Consider the following 15,660-nt stretch of genomic DNA (forward strand, 5'->3'; position numbering starts at 1 on the left):
GGCAGAAAAAGGCGCGTCTGAGTACATGTTAATGCGCCCGCGGGTAAGAACCCAAAATTTTAATAAACGCCGCGCTTTGCTCTAACTCGGCAAATGCGGCAGCTAATGGCGCATCGGCATAATGCCCGGCTAGGTCGATATAAAAATAATACTCCCAAGCGCCACTTTTGGCTGGCCGCGATTCAAAACGCGTCATCGATACGCCATGACGCGCCAAAGGCTCGAGCATCCGAAACACTGCGCCCGCTACGTTTTTTACCGCTAAGATCAGCGCCGTTTGATCGCGCCCAGTGGGCGCACACGCTTGCTCCCCAATCACCACAAAGCGCGTGCGGTTATGCGGATCATCTTGAATCATAGCCTGCACTATGGCTAAATTGTAACGCGTCGCAGCACGTTCACTGGCAATCGCCGCTACGCTTGCATCCTCAGCCGCCAATTGAGCGGCAACGGCATTGCTCGCCACTGCTTGCCGCTCAAGCTGGGGCGCATGCAGCGCCAACCAATGTTGACATTGCGCCAGCGCTTGCGCGTGAGCGCACACCCGCGAGACGCCAGCCAATGTGCCCGTGCGAGTTAATAGATTATGTTGGATGGGTAGCACCACTTCACCCGTTAGCCTAAGTGACGAATCTAAAAGTAAATCAAGCGTGCGCGAGACGGCGCCCTCAGTTGAATTTTCAATTGGGACAATGCCAATCTTGGCAGCGCCCGCTTCTACCGCTCGAAATACTTCATCGATCGATGGACAAGGCAACGCTTCTACTGCAGATCCACTATATTGATGGAGAGCCTCTTCGCTATAGGTGCCAACCGGCCCAAGAAAGGCCGCCGTGAACGGTTTTTCAAGGGCGCGGCTCGCCGCCATGATTTCTCGCCAAATCGCGGCAATTTGCTCGGTTTGCAAAGGCCCTTGGTTAAGTGCTTGCAAACGCGTAAACACTAATAGTTCACGCTCAGGGCGAAATATCGGTGTTTTAAAATGCTTTTTGATCGCACCGATTTCAAGCGCTAGCCCTGCACGCTGGTTTAATAACGCAAGCAACTGTTCATCAATCAAATCAATACGGTCGCGTAAAGGCTGCAGCGCCGGCTGTTCATCATCCATGCTATTCAAAATAAGGCGGCAATAAAAAAGTAGATCATCGGCTCCAGCTTGAGCTCTGTGAGCAGCACCTGGCTAGGCATGGCGGCGCTCAAACTCTTGCATATAAGCAACCAACGCAGAGACTGCCGCAAGCGGCACTGCATTATAAATTGAGGCGCGCATGCCGCCAACTGACGCGTGTCCCTTTAATTGCAGCAAGCCGCGCGCGCGCGCGCCAGCCAAAAAGTCATCGTTACGCGCTTCATCAGCAAGATAAAACGGTACATTCATGCGCGATCTAACTGCTGGCTCAACCCGGTTAATATAAAAATCACTGGCGTCAATAGTCTGATAAAGCAGTTGCGCCTTTTCAATATTGCGCGCTTCAATCGCAGCGAGTCCACCTTGCCGCTTAAGCCATTTAAAGACCAGACCCGCGATATAAATCGCATAAGTAGGCGGTGTGTTATACATTGAGTTGTGCGCGGCAACCGTCTTCCATGCAAAAGCCGAAGGACAAATCGCCAGCGCTCGATCTAACAGATCTTCGCGCACAATGACTAAAGTCACTCCGGCGATACCGATATTCTTTTGCGCCCCTCCGTAAATTACGCCAAATTGGGTTACGTCCAGCGGGCGTGATAATAAATGCGATGAAGCATCGGCGACTAATGGCACGTCACCTAGATGCGGGATGTCAAAAAACTCAACCCCATTTACGGTCTCATTTGTGCAAAGATGGAGATAGGCCGGATCCGCCGACATATGCCAGTCTGTAAACGCAGGAATACCAATCCGCTCGCCAGCTTGGTGAGGAGTAGGCGCTTTTTTTTCATTCGTCGCCGCAATGTGTACGTCACAATACCGGCGCGCCTCCAATTGCGATTTGTGCGACCAAGATCCCGTCACCACATAATCCGCCACTTTACGCGCGCCAAGCAAATTCAATGGCACCAATGCATTTTCAGCAAGTGCTCCGCCTTGCAAGAAAAGCAGCCGGTAATTTTCCGGCAAGTCGAGCAATTCAGCTAAATCCGCCAATGCAGCTTGATGAATCGATTCAAATTCACGGCTACGGTGGCTCATTTCCATGACACTCATACCCGTACCATGCCAATCCAGCATCTCATCGGCAGCTTGCTGCAAAACTTCAACGGGGAGTGCCGCGGGACCAGCAGAAAAATTAAAGGCGCGCATCTGTATAACTTATATTCAAGGGCATTTCAGCTAATCTTTGGGTCGCTATCATGCGTCGAACTACGCAGCACAAAAGCATTCTGAGTCAGGTAAAAGCAGATAACTTTTAATCTGTGCCTATGCCATCGAGAAGCGTGCAGCAAAGAGCGAGACAATCTGACCTAAATTAAATGCATTATGGCCGTTTTACAGCGATATGCAAAACGGCCATTCTTTTTAAAAACGCATCACTCGGATTACTTCGCAGGGTTATTTGCCTTGTTTGCCGGTTTTTGCGGAGCGCGCGACTTGGCAACCAACTCAATCTCTTTATCAGCTTGCTCACGCGTCGCTTGGACCGATGGTGGCATGTATTTCTGCATTAAGCTGTTGAGCACATAACCGCCAACTTGGTCTTGTACTTGCAGAAATTTGCTGCCCGCTTTACTTTTGTAGAATTTGGTTAAATCTTTAATTTCATCTGCAGTGTAATACTTAGCATAAGCATCGCGTTGCGCTTGCAGCGCATCCTGGTGAAATTGCGCGGTTGTGAACGGCTGGCCAGCTTGCTCAGCAAGCTTAGCTAACGCGCTTTGCCGCAATTGTGGAACGGCTGCGCGTTTTTGTGCATCAGTCAGTTTTTTATTCTCTGACAAAGCATCGGACAAAATCGCCGGCACTAACTGCTTCATTTGCATCTGGGCGCTGTTGCCAATTGCGGTAGCATGCTTATCCGCATCAATCGCCGCCAGCAAATCTTTAATCGCTGCCTGCTGAGCTGGATCGACCGGCACTGCTGCGGGAGCCAAAGTCGAAGACGCATCACCTTGCATATTCAGCGGCTGAGCCATAGAAAAAGCCGGCGCCAACAAAAGCCAAGGGGCTAACAACATCCACTGTTTAAATTGTATCTGCATGAATTACTCCATAGAAGTTAACTGTGTTTCAGGGTTAGAACCTGCCTCAAGGCTGGTCTCGGTATCCGCCTCTTCCTCTGTCTCGGTTTCAGCGACCTGTTGCAGTCCCGATAATGTGGTTCCTTTGTCTAAGCTAATGAGTGTAACACCCTGGGTTGCGCGGCCCATTTCTCGTATGCCTGAAACACGCGTGCGGATCAATACTCCCGCCGTTGTAATCAGCATAATTTCGTGTTCCGGCTCAACTAATACGGCGGCAACCACTTTGCCGTTACGCTCTGTCGTTTGAATCGCAATCATCCCTTTGGTGCCGCGCCCATGACGCGTATATTCAGCAATTGGGGTACGCTTTCCGAAGCCATTTTCAGTAGCGGTTAACACAGACTGACGCTCATTATCCGCCACCAACAAGGCGATGACCTGCTGCCCTTCTTCTAACCTCATGCCCCGCACGCCACGCGTACCACGCCCCATCGGCCGCACATCGTTTTCGCTAAAACGTACCGCCTTGCCGCTGTCTGAAAAAAGCATGACATCATGCTCGCCATCCGTAATCGCCGCGCCAATCAGATAATCACCTTCATCTAGATTGACCGCAATAATCCCTTTTTTGAGCGGACGGCTAAAAGCTTCAAGCGGGGTTTTTTTGACCGTGCCAAGCGAGGTAGCCATGAAGATGTAACGTTCCGTAGAGAATTCTTTAACCGGCAGCACCACGGTGATCCGTTCACCTTCATTCAATGGGAACATATTAACGATAGGCCGCCCCCGCGCATTCCGCGAACCCTGTGGCACTTCATAAACCTTAACCCAATACACCCGGCCATGATTAGAAAAACACAGAATGTAATCGTGCGTATTCGCGATAAATAAGGTTTCAATCCAATCGTCTTCTTTCATCGAAGTCGCTTGCTTGCCTCGCCCACCCCGTTTTTGCGCACCATATTCGGATAATGGCTGCGCCTTTACATAACCGCTATGCGACAGCGTCACAACCATGTCTTGCGGCGTAATTAAGTCTTCCGTATTGAGCTCAGTTGCATTGAATTCAATTTGCGAACGACGCGCATCGCCAAATTCTTTTTTAATTGCCGCTAACTCGTCGCCAATAATGATGCGAATCCGCTCCGGTTTTGCCAAAATATCCAGCAGATCGGAAATTTGCGTCATCATCTCGCGATATTCCGCCAAAATCTTATCTTGCTCAAGTCCAGTCAGTCGCTGCAAGCGCATTTGCAGAATTTCTTGCGCCTGCACATCGGATAGTTTGTAGAGCCCATCAGAGTGCATCCCAAAGCTCGGATTTAAGCTCTCTGGCCGATACGCCTCACCACCGCCAGGTGTATCGCTCGCGGCGCGCAGTAGCATATCGCGCACCAGCGGAGAATCCCATGCGCGCGCCATTAATTCTTGCCGCGCGCTCGGTGGCGAAGGAGCGGCTTTGATAATCGCAATAAACTCATCAATATTCGCCAACGCGACTGCGAGCCCTTCCAATACATGTCCACGCTCACGTGCGCGGCGCAATTCAAATACCGTACGGCGCGTGATCACCTCGCGCCGGTGTGCTAAAAAGCACGCCAGCATTTCTTTCAGATTCAGGAGCTTTGGCTGACCATCGACCAAGGCCACCATATTCATGCCAAAGGTGTCTTGTAGCTGAGTATTTTTGTACAGGTTATTCAGCACCACCTCGGGCACTTCACCACGCTTGAGCTCAATCACGGCACGCATGCCGCTTTTGTCCGATTCATCCCGAATATCGGAAATACCCTCTAAGCGCTTTTCATGCACCAACTCAGCAATACGCTCAAGCAACATCCGCTTATTGACCTGATACGGCAGCTCGTCAATGATGATCGCGTTACGCTGGCCTCGGTCGATTTCCTCAAAATGCGTTTTACCCCGCATCACCACACGACCACGGCCTGTACGATAGCCATCACGTACCCCAGCAATACCGTAAATAATGCCAGCAGTTGGGAAATCAGGCGCCGGAATAATCTCGATTAAGTCGTCGATCGATGACTCAGGGCGATGCAACAGCAGTTGGCAAGCGTCCACCACTTCATTCAAATTATGGGGCGGGATATTTGTTGCCATCCCAACCGCAATCCCTGACGAGCCATTCACCAGTAGATTTGGCATGCGCGCGGGCAGCACCACCGGCTCACTTTCACTGCCATCATAATTCGGCTCGAAGTCGACCGTCTCTTTATCCAGGTCTGCCAACAATTCATGGCCAATCTTAGCCATCCGAATTTCGGTATAACGCATCGCTGCGGGATTATCCCCATCGACCGAACCAAAATTACCCTGGCCGTCAATCAGCATGTAGCGTAACGAAAAGTCTTGCGCCATGCGCACAATCGTACCGTAGACGGCTGCGTCGCCATGGGGGTGATATTTACCGATGACATCCCCGACAATTCTGGCGGACTTCTTATACGCGCGGTTCCAGTCATTATTCAGCTCGTGCATTGAATACAACACACGCCGATGCACTGGCTTAAGGCCATCATACACACTGGGCAGAGCTCGTCCTACGATAACGCTCATCGCGTAATCGAGGTAAGAACGACGCATTTCCTCTTCAAGCGAGATGGGTAAAGTCTCTTTGGCGAATTGATCCATGTATCAGGCTAGTTGGTTCTACGGCAAGAAGCCGCGCTAACGGCTACTGCATTAAGAATAAGGGGCTGTATCAAGAGCCAAGGTACAGATGAAAAACGCGTAATTTTAGCATGCGCAGCTGTTTGTCCAAGCCCAGTTATCCCCGCCCACCTGTTGCGTGCTTGCCACAATCACCTAATCACAGCCCGCTTTAGAAAGAATCTTCACCGACGGAAGGATACGATATGGCAGAATAGCTATGCGCAAACAGACATTGCAGTGCAATTTATTGAGTATTTTTCACTTGCTTTCAATGCCACCCTGCGAGCATCATTTTTCTAATCATCAGACACGCAGCAAACCTGCGATATATCTCAAACTCGAGAGGAGAAATATGAACAAACTATCCAAGCTCGCTTTCATCGCAGCTACTGCAGCTTTCGCTGCATCCGCTTCGGCGCAATCGGTGCCGCTTTCGCAACAAACAAGCACCGACAATTGGGCCAACGGCAGTCAAGAATATGTATGGACCAATGGTTCCAATGAACTGTGCTGGCGCAGTGCAACTTGGACGCCAACCACCGCCAATCCAAAATGCGATGGCGCACTTGTCGTTCAAGCTACTGAGACACCTCCTGTCGTGCCACAAATTACTAGCCAAAAAGTAACGTATCAGGCGGATACACTGTTTGATTTTGACAAAGCAGTACTCAAAGCAAGCGGCAAGGCCGAATTGGATACACTGGTACATAAAGTCCAGAGCCTTAACCTTGAAGTCATCGTTGCGACAGGCCATACTGATAAAATCGGTAAGGATGGTTACAATGATCAGCTTTCAATGAAACGGGCGCAAGCCGTTAAAACCTATTTGGCGAGCCAAGGTGTTGACGCCAACCGGATTTATACGGAAGCTAAAGGCAAGCGTAATCCTGTAGTCACCGATTGCCACCAAAAGAAACGCAAGGATTTGATTGAATGTTTGGCTCCAAACCGCCGCGTTGAAATTGAAGTGGTAGGCACCGTGACCGCGCAAACCAATCAGCCGACTCAACCTGAGGTAACGACGGTTAAGCCTGCTTATTAAGCTAAGCGGTATATAGTGATACGAAGGCCCTGCTGCTGCAGGGCTTTTTTTTACAGTCCAGATTAAATCGATGATCAACGCTGATCCACACGAACTCAGAAAATTTAGCGCTTTAGCCCATCGCTGGTGGGATCCGAATGCCGAATTCAAACCCCTGCACCAACTCAACCCATTGCGGCTTGAATGGATTAACTCTTATGCGCAACTGAATGGCAAGCGCATCTTAGATATAGGGTGTGGTGGAGGTATTCTGGCTGAATCAATGGCTCAGCTTAACGCTCAGGTCAAAGGCATTGACCTAGCTTCTGATGCATTAAACGCCGCTGAGTTGCACCGCCTTGAAAGTGGCGTAGCACTAGACTACGAAGAAATCTCAGCCGAAGCGCTCGCCATCCGTGAGCCAGGTGCTTATGATGTGGTGACCTGCATGGAAATGCTCGAGCATGTGCCGGACCCGAGCGCCATTGTCACTGCTTGCGCCAAGCTGGTTAAACCAGGCGGCTGGGTATTTTTTTCAACCCTTAACCGGAATTTAAGATCTTATCTATTTGCCATCATTGCAGCAGAATATATCGCTCGTATGTTACCTCGCGGCACACATGACTATGCCCGCTTTATCCGTCCGGCTGAATTGAGTGCCTATGTGCGTGCAGCAGGTTTGCGTTTACACACATTTAAAGGGGTCAGCTATGCGCCAATCAGCCAGCGCTTTACGCTCTCTAATGACACCCGCATTAATTATATGTTGGCTTGTCGGCGCAAGGCCTGAAAACCTAACCCAATAAGCTTAACTGGCCGCCCAATCGAGCTCGCTTTCAACCTAATTTAATCCGGCTGTTTCTATGTCCAGTCACACCAATATCTCATTTATCTCACCGAGTGCCGAACGGGCAATTCTGTTCGATCTGGATGGCACACTTGCTGATACTGCCCCTAACCTTGCAGCGGCAGCCAATAAAATGCGCCAGGCACGCGGTATGGCAATGCTACCGCTTGAGCAGTTACGGCCGTTTGCTTCTGCCGGTGCACGCGGACTGCTCAAAGGCGCATTCGGGGTTGATGCAACCCACGCTGACCTTCCAACGATGGTTGAAGAATTTTTAATTAACTATGCGGCTGACCTTGACAGTGCAACCGTGCTTTTTCCAGGCATTGCCGCCTTGCTCGCCGAACTCTCCGCCCATCAGGTGCGCTGGGGCATTGTAACGAATAAAATCGACCGATTGACGCAACCGTTAGTAGAACGGCTCGGCCTTAATCACGCAAGCTGTGTGGTCAGTGGAGACACTACAGCTCATGCTAAGCCGCACCCAGCGCCGCTTTTATACGCGGCCCAACAACTTCAGCTTATACCGACGCAGATTGTCTATATCGGCGATGATTTACGCGATATACAGGCTGGCCAAGCAGCCGGGATGAAAACCATTGCCGCAGCGTATGGCTATGGTGGGCAATTGTCACCTGAAAAATGGCAGGCCAATTATATCGTTGACTCTCCTGCGGAATTGCGGAATTTATTGTTTAGGAATAAAACTTCGGTTTAACTCACTTAATTTCGCAAATTAGCCATTAGAATAAATGGGGTGCATATTACATTTTTGCTTCTATAGTTTAGGAAAGCAAAAATGTTAAAATATTTGGCAAGTATGTATGCAACAATATCTGCTCAGATGAATGGCAATCAAGCCACTAATGAACAGCAATTGGAAGCAGCTGATATTTCGACTGCATCCCAAAATCCGTCAATTTCTAATCCCACCCCCTCAAAACACAATAATTATCCAGTAAGGCAACGCTTATTCCCAACACAAGTAGACTATCAACAAGTCCTGCCCCCTCAAATACTTCACAATTCTCATGTCTCTTTATCAGGAAAGGATGCCTCTTTAATCCAAGGGCCCACCGCTTTACTCGAAGCAAATAAACCTGAACAACTTATTTTCAATCTATATAATAATTTCTTCAAACTAAAACAAGAAGAATCTTCTTTAATTGATCGGAGAGTACAAATTTTATGCAATCCCTCAGAAAGTGCAGAGTATGACGAAGAAGACCTTAAAGTTATTGACGAAAAATTAGAAAGAATACGTAGTGATTTATCATCTCAGATAGAAAAATTACCTTTTGAAATCGAAGAAATTTATCTCAAAAAGCTTAATGATCTTAATATTAATGCTTATGATAACGCAGGGGAAAAAATCAGTTTACTCAAGGAGCCTGAACAAAAATTTCATAGGAAAAATACACTTAAAGAAATTAATCCAAAAATAAAACAAATAAAAGGAAAGCCAATTAATGAGATTGCAGAAATATATAAAAATTTACGTCTAAATCATTTAGATTTAAAAGATAAATACAAGGCACTTAATACTTGCAATTTAATCCCCATAAGGGAAGATCAGCTTATCAATTTAGAGAAAATGATTAATAATATACATACTTTAATGGAGACATGCGAAGAAAAAAAACTGACCCTCTTTGATATAGCAACCTTTGTACCAGCCCCCGCTGCCCCACATCAGAGCGCTCAAGTACCTGACACCACCGTTCCATCTCAGAGCACTCAAGTAAACTCTAGTGCCAAGATCCGGAACCAACCTAATAAAGCTCAATCAGACGATGCAACAACCAATCCTTATGACTACCGTTATCAAGCTTGGTAATGCAATCTACTTACTGTTCGGCCAACTGAATTTAGATCTACGCTAGCGACTAGGTTAAGCGCTCTGGTCAAGAATACGCAAAATAGAACCTGCATACAGCAGAACTTTGCCATTTTTCTAAATTAAACAATCGCTATGCCTAAAACCTCAATCTAAGCCTCGCCCACACCATCCGCCCCGGTTCATGAATTGGGACCAAGTTATCCGTTGGGTAGCCAAATCCTGCATTCCCTGCTCGATTTAAATGCTCAGCATAATTTTTATTCAACACGTTATCTATACCCACTGCCAAGTGCGCGATTTTATTGATTTGATAACCCGCATTCAGCGACAATAGACCAAAGCCGGCACTTCGGCCCAAATCCTTGCCAACCACATTACCTTGAGCTAATGCGTATCGCTGCTGCGCAGCAACCAACCGCCAAATTGCTCCAGCTGATAAGCGGCTATCATCATAACGCAGCCCAAAACGCGTATCTAACGGTGGCATCTGAGGTAAAGGCTTACCCTCATGGGTATTTTCACCCCAAGCATAGGCCAGGCTATTTTCCACGCTCCAATGACTCGCTAACTGCCAACTCGCTCCCAACTCGCCGCCCATAATGCGGCCATTGACCTGCGTCGTTGCCGTTTTTGCATTCAGCGTTTTAAATAAAATAAAATTATTCACATACCCCAAATAAGCCGACGTCCATACTTGCAATCGATCCGTCACGTAGCGTGCACCCAAGTCAAGCTGGGTGGTTTTTTCAGGCTGAATGCCAGCAAACGCATTCAGCGAACCCGTCGGGCCTAAGTCGGGCGAAAAAAGCTCCCAATAGTCAGGAAAACGCGCGACATGACCAATACCTATATACAACATAGCAGGAAGACGATTTAAATCACGCTCATAGCGCATAAACGCGCTAGGCAAAACAGCATGACGCTGCTGATTAGAAGTAGGACTAAAAGGCCGATGGTCTTTGGTCTGGACCCAGTCTAAGCGAGCACCGCTAATTACACGCATGTGCTCGGTCATATACCAGGTCAATTCGTTAAAAAACCCCATTTGGGAAAGGCTGACTTGTTTCGTCCATGGCTTGCTCTCGTAAGCGCCAAATCCTGCACCGAAACGCCCTTGGCGTTGATGAGTCTGCGCATCCAAACCACTTACCAGTTTGACGTCATTGCCCCACGGTAAAGTAGCTGCCAGACGCGCCCCTACAATCTGGCGCTCTACTTCAGACGCTTTTGGCCCCTGCGACGGAACCGGACGCAATGTGTAGTTATCCATTACGTGGTCTGCGTGATTGTAATAAATCTGTGCTTCTAGCGTATCCAATAAGCCACTTAAATGTTTTTTCTCAAAACGCAAACCAAAACTATTGCGCTTAAAACGCGCGCCATCCATACCCCGCCCAGCATATCGAGCGGCGCCATCGCCAGTACCAGCGCTTAATTCTAAGCGCGTATGCGCCGCAGGCGTCCATCCTAGCGCGACATCCGTATTCCATTTATCCCAGCCAGATGGCACGGTCTGACCCGCCCCATCCGCGTAGTCGCCGGCATGCGCCTGGTTCGCCATTAGCCGCAGATACCCTTCTGCAGCACCCACGGTTAAATCGGCTCTTTGCTCGTTACGGCCCCACGCTCCGCCCAACACACTTCCATCAAAGCGGATACCCGCCGTGTCAAATCTTTGCGCGCGGTGTTCGAAACGAATCGTGCCGGCTGAGGCCCCTGGGCCTCCAGTTACGGTTTGAGGCCCTTTAATGACCGTCAATTCATCATAGTTTTCAGGCGAAATATAAGAAGTCGGCGCGTCCATTCTGTTGCCGCATGCTCCCAATAACGTACTGCCATCGGTCAGGATATTTAAACGCGAGCCAAACATGCCGCGCAATACAGGGTCTCCATTCGCGCCGCCATTTCGGATCACCGAAAACCCAGGAATTTTTTTCAAGTAGTCCGCACCATCACTCACTGGCGTTTGGTTAAATTCTTTAGGGTTCGTTATGACCTTCAACGGCGTAGCTTGCCGCGTTGCCGTCACCACCACTGGCTGATGCGTTAAACCATGGCGGACTTCTTCTTCGGGTTGGGCGCTGACCTGAACTGGCAAAGTCGTAGCACAAGCCATAATCAACCCGGATGTATATCGATGAGCGCGCTTCATGCAAATCTAAAAAAATAAAAAACGCGAAGCATAGCACCTCGTTACTGCCTTAACCAACAAGCCTCAATGCAGCTTCCGAAAACCTACTCTAAATCAGCCACTTCGGATTTTCAGCGGGTGCTTCGCATGCCTCTCAAAAGCCTTTAACCATCTAGCTATCTTGCATTTAAAGCAGTCAATATTTAAAGCCATATATAGGGAGAAGTTTTATGAGAACGCATGGCTTATTCAGGCGTTGTATCGCAGCGAGCACGCTTTTAGTGAGTTCATTAGCTTGTGCCGAGTACGACATCATTGCCTCTAAACCTTCAGTTAGCGCAACGGATCAAACAGCGCACACGCAGTACCCAATCATTTTAGTTCACGGCATAGCCGGCGCCGCGATTCGGTTTGGCGTATCGGAATATTGGTATCAAATTCCAGTTTACCTAGCCCGCCATGGCGCACAAGTTTATGTCGCGGATGTTGCCGCTTTTAATAGTGAGTTAGTGCGCGGTGAACAATTACGCGCGCAAGTACAGCGCGTCCTGGATGTAACCGGCGCGCCAAAGGTTAATTTAATTGCACACAGCCAAGGCGGCTTTGATTCCCGTTATGTAGCAACGATTATGCCAGCGCAAGTTGCCTCCATCACCACTATCGGCTCGCCGCATAAAGGAACCGAGCTGCTAGAATATGCCGAAATGGATATTGGTCGCTTTTTAGTTAAGCTGGCAGCGCCTGTCGCCAATTTCGTCGGAACTCTGATGAGTTGGTTTAATGATGCCAATTATGAGCAAGACGTCGAAAACCCGCTCAAACTTATGACACCAGCAGGCGCCGCCGCTTTTACGCGAGATTTTCCAACCGCGGGACTCAGTTCGCAAAGGTGTGGGTATGGCCAAGAGCAAGATGTCCGCGCAGGCCACGTGCAAAAGCTTTATTCGTGGACAGGGAATTATTACTACCGGCCGTTTGACTTTAGTAACCTAAAAATGCCTAGTTTTATCGATCTCGTCTTCTCAGTATCTGGTACGATGATCAAGTTAAAAGAGGGTGGTGAGAATGACGGTGCAGTGCCGGTATGCAGTAGCTTATTTGGTAAAGTAGTGGGAGCGTATAAATGGGACCACTTAAACGAAGCGAATGGCGTAGCCGGTCGTTTACAAATAGGTTCGCCTGATCCACGAGCTGTCATTTACGCGCACTTGATACGACTCGTTAATAATAATCTCTAGGTTCTTCAAAAAATAACCATGATGAAGCATTCAATATGGCTGGGAGTACTCGTAGCCGTGATTGGAACAGTGGTGGGATATTTCGGCTGGCGCATAATGGCAGCGCCTGCGCCAACCGCAGCGCAGCTCACCCTACCTGCAATGCAGCCCTCTATGCCGACGTCATGGCTCGCTGGTGACGCAGCATCTTCCATCAGTGTTAACCTGCCCGCCTCTTTACAAGGGACAACCATACCTACGCTTTTGAAAGAGGATGCGCATCAACATTTACAAAAAACCAGCGATGTGCGCGATTTCTTTGATTTTCTGCTAATTGCGCAAAATGAACTTCCCGCTGAACAACTGAATGCTTTTGCACTTCAGCAAATTACCGCCCAACTCACCTCTGCTGCCGCGATCCAAGAAGCGCTAGATTTATGGCGCCGCTATCAAACTTATCGCGCGGCGCTCGGACAGCAATCCAACCATTCATCCGCCTCCGGCGCAGTCGATGAAATGCTGACAACACTTAATCAGGAGCAAGCGCTACAGCAACAGTATCTAAGCGATGTAGCTGAAGTTTGGTTTGCGCAAGAAAATAAAGAAAACCAAACCGCGCTAGAACGCTTTAAAATTGGGGCTGATACAACCCTAAGTGAAACTGAAAAGAAGCAACGCTTGTTAGCCCTAGGCCCGCCACAAAAAAGCCAACCTGTGGAACTTAGCCCAGAAGCCACCGAGCGCATACAACAAGCACGCCAGGCAGAAGAAGCCTGGCAAGCGCAATACGCAGATTATGCCGGCCAACGGACACAAATTGAAACCACCGCCGGTTTATCCAACGACGAAAAAGCATTGCAAATCCAACAATTGCGCCGTCGTTTTTTTAGCAGCGAGGCAGAAGCGGCGCGCGCGCTGGCTTTTGACCGTATCTACAAGAATCGAAATTGATAGAGTCTAACCCCACCCCTGAAGCTTTAGCCCAGCGCCGCGTGCGCAGTTTTGTGACGCGTGCTGGACGTATCTCCAACGCACAACAGTATGCACTCGACACGCTTGCGCCACGCTTTGTGTTGCCTTGTTCCGCCGCCACCGCAGCACTTGACTGGCAAGCGACTTTCGGCAGAAACGCACCCTGTATATTGGAGATTGGCTTTGGCATGGGCGCCGCAACGGCTGACATTGCGACCCATTTGCCTGATAGCAATTTTTTAGGGATTGAGGTCCATCAGCCCGGCGTGGGCGCATTATTAAAACTTATCGATGAACACCAGCTTGAAAATCTCCGCATCATCCAACACGATGCGGTTGAAGTCATTGAGCGCATGATTACTCCTGCGAGCTTAGATGGCATTCATATCTTTTTTCCAGATCCATGGCATAAGAAAAGACACCATAAGCGTCGCTTGATCCAAGCTCCTTTCGTCAGCTTACTTGCCTCTCGCCTGAAAGCCGGCGCTTACTTGCATTGCGCCACAGACTGGCAAAATTATGCTGAGCAAATGCTTGATGTACTCAGCGCTCAACCTTTACTCGAAAATACCGCGCGCGACTACGCAGCTCGCCCCGCTTATCGCCCAGTCACCAAGTTTGAGAAACGTGGGTTACGGCTGGGACATGGAGTATGGGATTTGGTGTTTCAGCGCCGCGCAGACTAAATTCAACCGGGGAGCATCCGCTCCCTAGTCGAGACTAAGTAGTTATGCGGCCCACTTGATCACACCGGTATAGGCTGTGATTAAAATCAATAAGCCAAAACCAATCCGATACCAGGCAAAAACTTTAAAATCATGGGTAGTGATATAGCGCAACAGCCAGCGTACACAAATAAATGCACTCGCAAACGCAGCGATCAAACCCAAAATAAAAGCGCCAATATCAATTGTCTCAAGCATGGCGCGCATTTTATATAATTCATAGACAGTCGCGCCAAACAAGAGGGGAATTGCTAAGAAAAAAGAAAATTCTGTCGCAATGCGCCGCTCAAGCCCAAATAACATGCCGCCAATAATCGTTGAACCCGAACGGGAGGTGCCCGGAATTAAAGCCAAACATTGCGCGAGCCCTACTTTGAGCGCATCTGTTATGGTTAGCTCATCTAGCGCACGCACGCGTGGCCTCTTATCCCCATGAGATTGCCGCCACTCCGCCCACAGAATGACGATCCCCCCAATAACCAGCGCTAACGCGACTGACACCGGCGTAAACAAGAACGCTTTAATCTGTTTATCAAACATCAGCCCGAAGATCACCGCAGGTATGCACGCGACAATAATGTTTAAGATGAAACGACGCGCATTGGGGCGGCGGCTTACGATACCGCTCGCAAGCTCTCCAATCTTACGGCGAAATTCCCAGCATACGGCGAGAATCGCGCCAAACTGAATCACCACATCAAATGCTTTGGCTTGCGCACCAGTAAAATTAAGCAGACTTCCCACCACAATCAGGTGACCCGTGCTTGAGACCGGTAGAAATTCGGTCAATCCTTCGACTATGCCAAGTAACAGCGCCTTAAAAGCAAGTATCCAATCGATGTTCAAACTACGTTCCTTTTTGCTAGAGTAAATGAGTATCCGTTATGCTGCTATCTGATCCAACCATCCTTTACTAAGCACGATTTAAGCCGCCATACTTGGCAAAATTGGTATACGCGCTCAGTTCGCCCAATCAATACCACTTGGAGTTTTCAGGTAGGAGGCAAGCGCTTAAGCAACCAACTTAATTGCCCCTTTTGACTCTCAATCGCAGAAAAAAATTCGTTCCATG

13 protein-coding genes are annotated in these 15,660 nt (G+C 48.9%); 7 read left to right on the forward strand and 6 right to left on the reverse strand.

What is annotated here, in order from left to right; all coding sequences use genetic code 11:
* Positions 1–28 precede the first annotated feature (28 nt).
* From pheA to gyrA, 4 genes are all read right to left on the reverse strand, one after another.
* Positions 29–1,108 carry a prephenate dehydratase gene (gene pheA / locus MCB1EB_RS09025; RefSeq protein ID WP_045365013.1) on the reverse strand — a complete coding sequence of 360 codons (1,080 nt, stop codon included), beginning with the start codon at positions 1,106–1,108 and terminating at the stop codon, positions 29–31.
* Between the two features lie 72 nt (positions 1,109–1,180).
* Positions 1,181–2,284, reverse strand: coding sequence for a 3-phosphoserine/phosphohydroxythreonine transaminase (gene serC / locus MCB1EB_RS09030; protein ID WP_045365010.1), 1,104 nt, complete (start codon positions 2,282–2,284; stop codon positions 1,181–1,183).
* A gap of 236 nt (positions 2,285–2,520) precedes the next feature.
* Positions 2,521–3,180 carry a DUF2059 domain-containing protein gene (locus MCB1EB_RS09035; RefSeq protein ID WP_045365008.1) on the reverse strand — a complete coding sequence of 220 codons (660 nt, stop codon included), beginning with the start codon at positions 3,178–3,180 and terminating at the stop codon, positions 2,521–2,523.
* A gap of 3 nt (positions 3,181–3,183) precedes the next feature.
* Complete coding sequence (gene gyrA / locus MCB1EB_RS09040; protein ID WP_045365005.1) at positions 3,184–5,814, reverse strand: DNA gyrase subunit A; 2,631 nt, start codon at positions 5,812–5,814, stop codon at positions 3,184–3,186.
* 373 nt (positions 5,815–6,187) lie between these two features.
* On the opposite strand from gyrA, the gene ompA reads away from it, so the two are divergent.
* From ompA to MCB1EB_RS09060, 4 genes are all read left to right on the forward strand, one after another.
* Entirely contained in the window at positions 6,188–6,877 is a 690-nt protein-coding gene (ompA, locus tag MCB1EB_RS09045; RefSeq protein WP_045366384.1) for an outer membrane protein OmpA, read from the forward strand.
* Positions 6,878–6,947: 70 nt separating this feature from the next.
* Positions 6,948–7,646, forward strand: coding sequence for a bifunctional 2-polyprenyl-6-hydroxyphenol methylase/3-demethylubiquinol 3-O-methyltransferase UbiG (ubiG, locus tag MCB1EB_RS09050; protein ID WP_045365002.1), 699 nt, complete (start codon positions 6,948–6,950; stop codon positions 7,644–7,646).
* A 73-nt stretch (positions 7,647–7,719) separates the two neighbouring features.
* The gene (locus MCB1EB_RS09055) at positions 7,720–8,421 is read left to right on the forward strand and encodes an HAD family hydrolase (protein WP_045364999.1); all 702 of its coding nucleotides are present in this window, start codon (positions 7,720–7,722) and stop codon (positions 8,419–8,421) included.
* Between the two features lie 81 nt (positions 8,422–8,502).
* A complete protein-coding gene (locus tag MCB1EB_RS09060; RefSeq protein ID WP_045364997.1) occupies positions 8,503–9,540 on the forward strand; it encodes a hypothetical protein in 1,038 nt (345 codons plus the stop codon).
* A 139-nt stretch (positions 9,541–9,679) separates the two neighbouring features.
* Here the strand turns inward: MCB1EB_RS09060 and MCB1EB_RS09065 are convergent, their stop codons facing one another.
* Positions 9,680–11,695: a TonB-dependent copper receptor gene (locus MCB1EB_RS09065; RefSeq protein ID WP_081953568.1), complete on the reverse strand. Its 2,016-nt coding sequence runs from the start codon at positions 11,693–11,695 to the stop codon at positions 9,680–9,682.
* Between the two features lie 209 nt (positions 11,696–11,904).
* Here MCB1EB_RS09065 and MCB1EB_RS09070 point away from each other — a divergent pair, with 209 nt between their 5' ends.
* From MCB1EB_RS09070 to trmB, 3 genes are read left to right on the forward strand one after another with little or no spacing between them, the layout of a single operon-like run.
* Complete coding sequence (locus MCB1EB_RS09070; RefSeq protein WP_045364991.1) at positions 11,905–12,912, forward strand: esterase/lipase family protein; 1,008 nt, start codon at positions 11,905–11,907, stop codon at positions 12,910–12,912.
* A gap of 21 nt (positions 12,913–12,933) precedes the next feature.
* Positions 12,934–13,842: a lipase secretion chaperone gene (locus MCB1EB_RS09075; RefSeq protein WP_161566213.1), complete on the forward strand. Its 909-nt coding sequence runs from the start codon at positions 12,934–12,936 to the stop codon at positions 13,840–13,842.
* Complete coding sequence (gene trmB / locus MCB1EB_RS09080; RefSeq protein ID WP_045364985.1) at positions 13,839–14,549, forward strand: tRNA (guanosine(46)-N7)-methyltransferase TrmB; 711 nt, start codon at positions 13,839–13,841, stop codon at positions 14,547–14,549. The genes MCB1EB_RS09075 and trmB overlap by 4 nt, the downstream gene beginning before the upstream one ends.
* A 42-nt stretch (positions 14,550–14,591) precedes the next feature.
* Here trmB and MCB1EB_RS09085 read toward each other — a convergent pair whose 3' ends face one another.
* Positions 14,592–15,428 (reverse strand): undecaprenyl-diphosphate phosphatase, encoded by an 837-nt coding sequence (locus MCB1EB_RS09085; protein WP_045366381.1) that lies wholly within the window; start codon positions 15,426–15,428, stop codon positions 14,592–14,594.
* Between the last annotated feature and the right edge of the window lie 232 nt (positions 15,429–15,660).

Source organism: Mycoavidus cysteinexigens (assembly GCF_003966915.1).
In the GTDB taxonomy this organism is placed as follows: domain Bacteria; phylum Pseudomonadota; class Gammaproteobacteria; order Burkholderiales; family Burkholderiaceae; genus Mycoavidus; species Mycoavidus cysteinexigens.

Coding starts and splice junctions, on each gene's coding strand:
- pheA (WP_045365013.1), bottom strand. CDS start 1,108: ATGGATGATGAACAGCCGGCGCTGCAGCCTTTACGCGACCGTATTGAT.
- serC (WP_045365010.1), bottom strand. CDS start 2,284: ATGCGCGCCTTTAATTTTTCTGCTGGTCCCGCGGCACTCCCCGTTGAA.
- MCB1EB_RS09035 (WP_045365008.1), bottom strand. CDS start 3,180: ATGCAGATACAATTTAAACAGTGGATGTTGTTAGCCCCTTGGCTTTTG.
- gyrA (WP_045365005.1), bottom strand. CDS start 5,814: ATGGATCAATTCGCCAAAGAGACTTTACCCATCTCGCTTGAAGAGGAA.
- ompA (WP_045366384.1), top strand. CDS start 6,188: ATGAACAAACTATCCAAGCTCGCTTTCATCGCAGCTACTGCAGCTTTC.
- ubiG (WP_045365002.1), top strand. CDS start 6,948: ATGATCAACGCTGATCCACACGAACTCAGAAAATTTAGCGCTTTAGCC.
- MCB1EB_RS09055 (WP_045364999.1), top strand. CDS start 7,720: ATGTCCAGTCACACCAATATCTCATTTATCTCACCGAGTGCCGAACGG.
- MCB1EB_RS09060 (WP_045364997.1), top strand. CDS start 8,503: ATGTTAAAATATTTGGCAAGTATGTATGCAACAATATCTGCTCAGATG.
- MCB1EB_RS09065 (WP_081953568.1), bottom strand. CDS start 11,695: ATGAAGCGCGCTCATCGATATACATCCGGGTTGATTATGGCTTGTGCT.
- MCB1EB_RS09070 (WP_045364991.1), top strand. CDS start 11,905: ATGAGAACGCATGGCTTATTCAGGCGTTGTATCGCAGCGAGCACGCTT.
- MCB1EB_RS09075 (WP_161566213.1), top strand. CDS start 12,934: ATGAAGCATTCAATATGGCTGGGAGTACTCGTAGCCGTGATTGGAACA.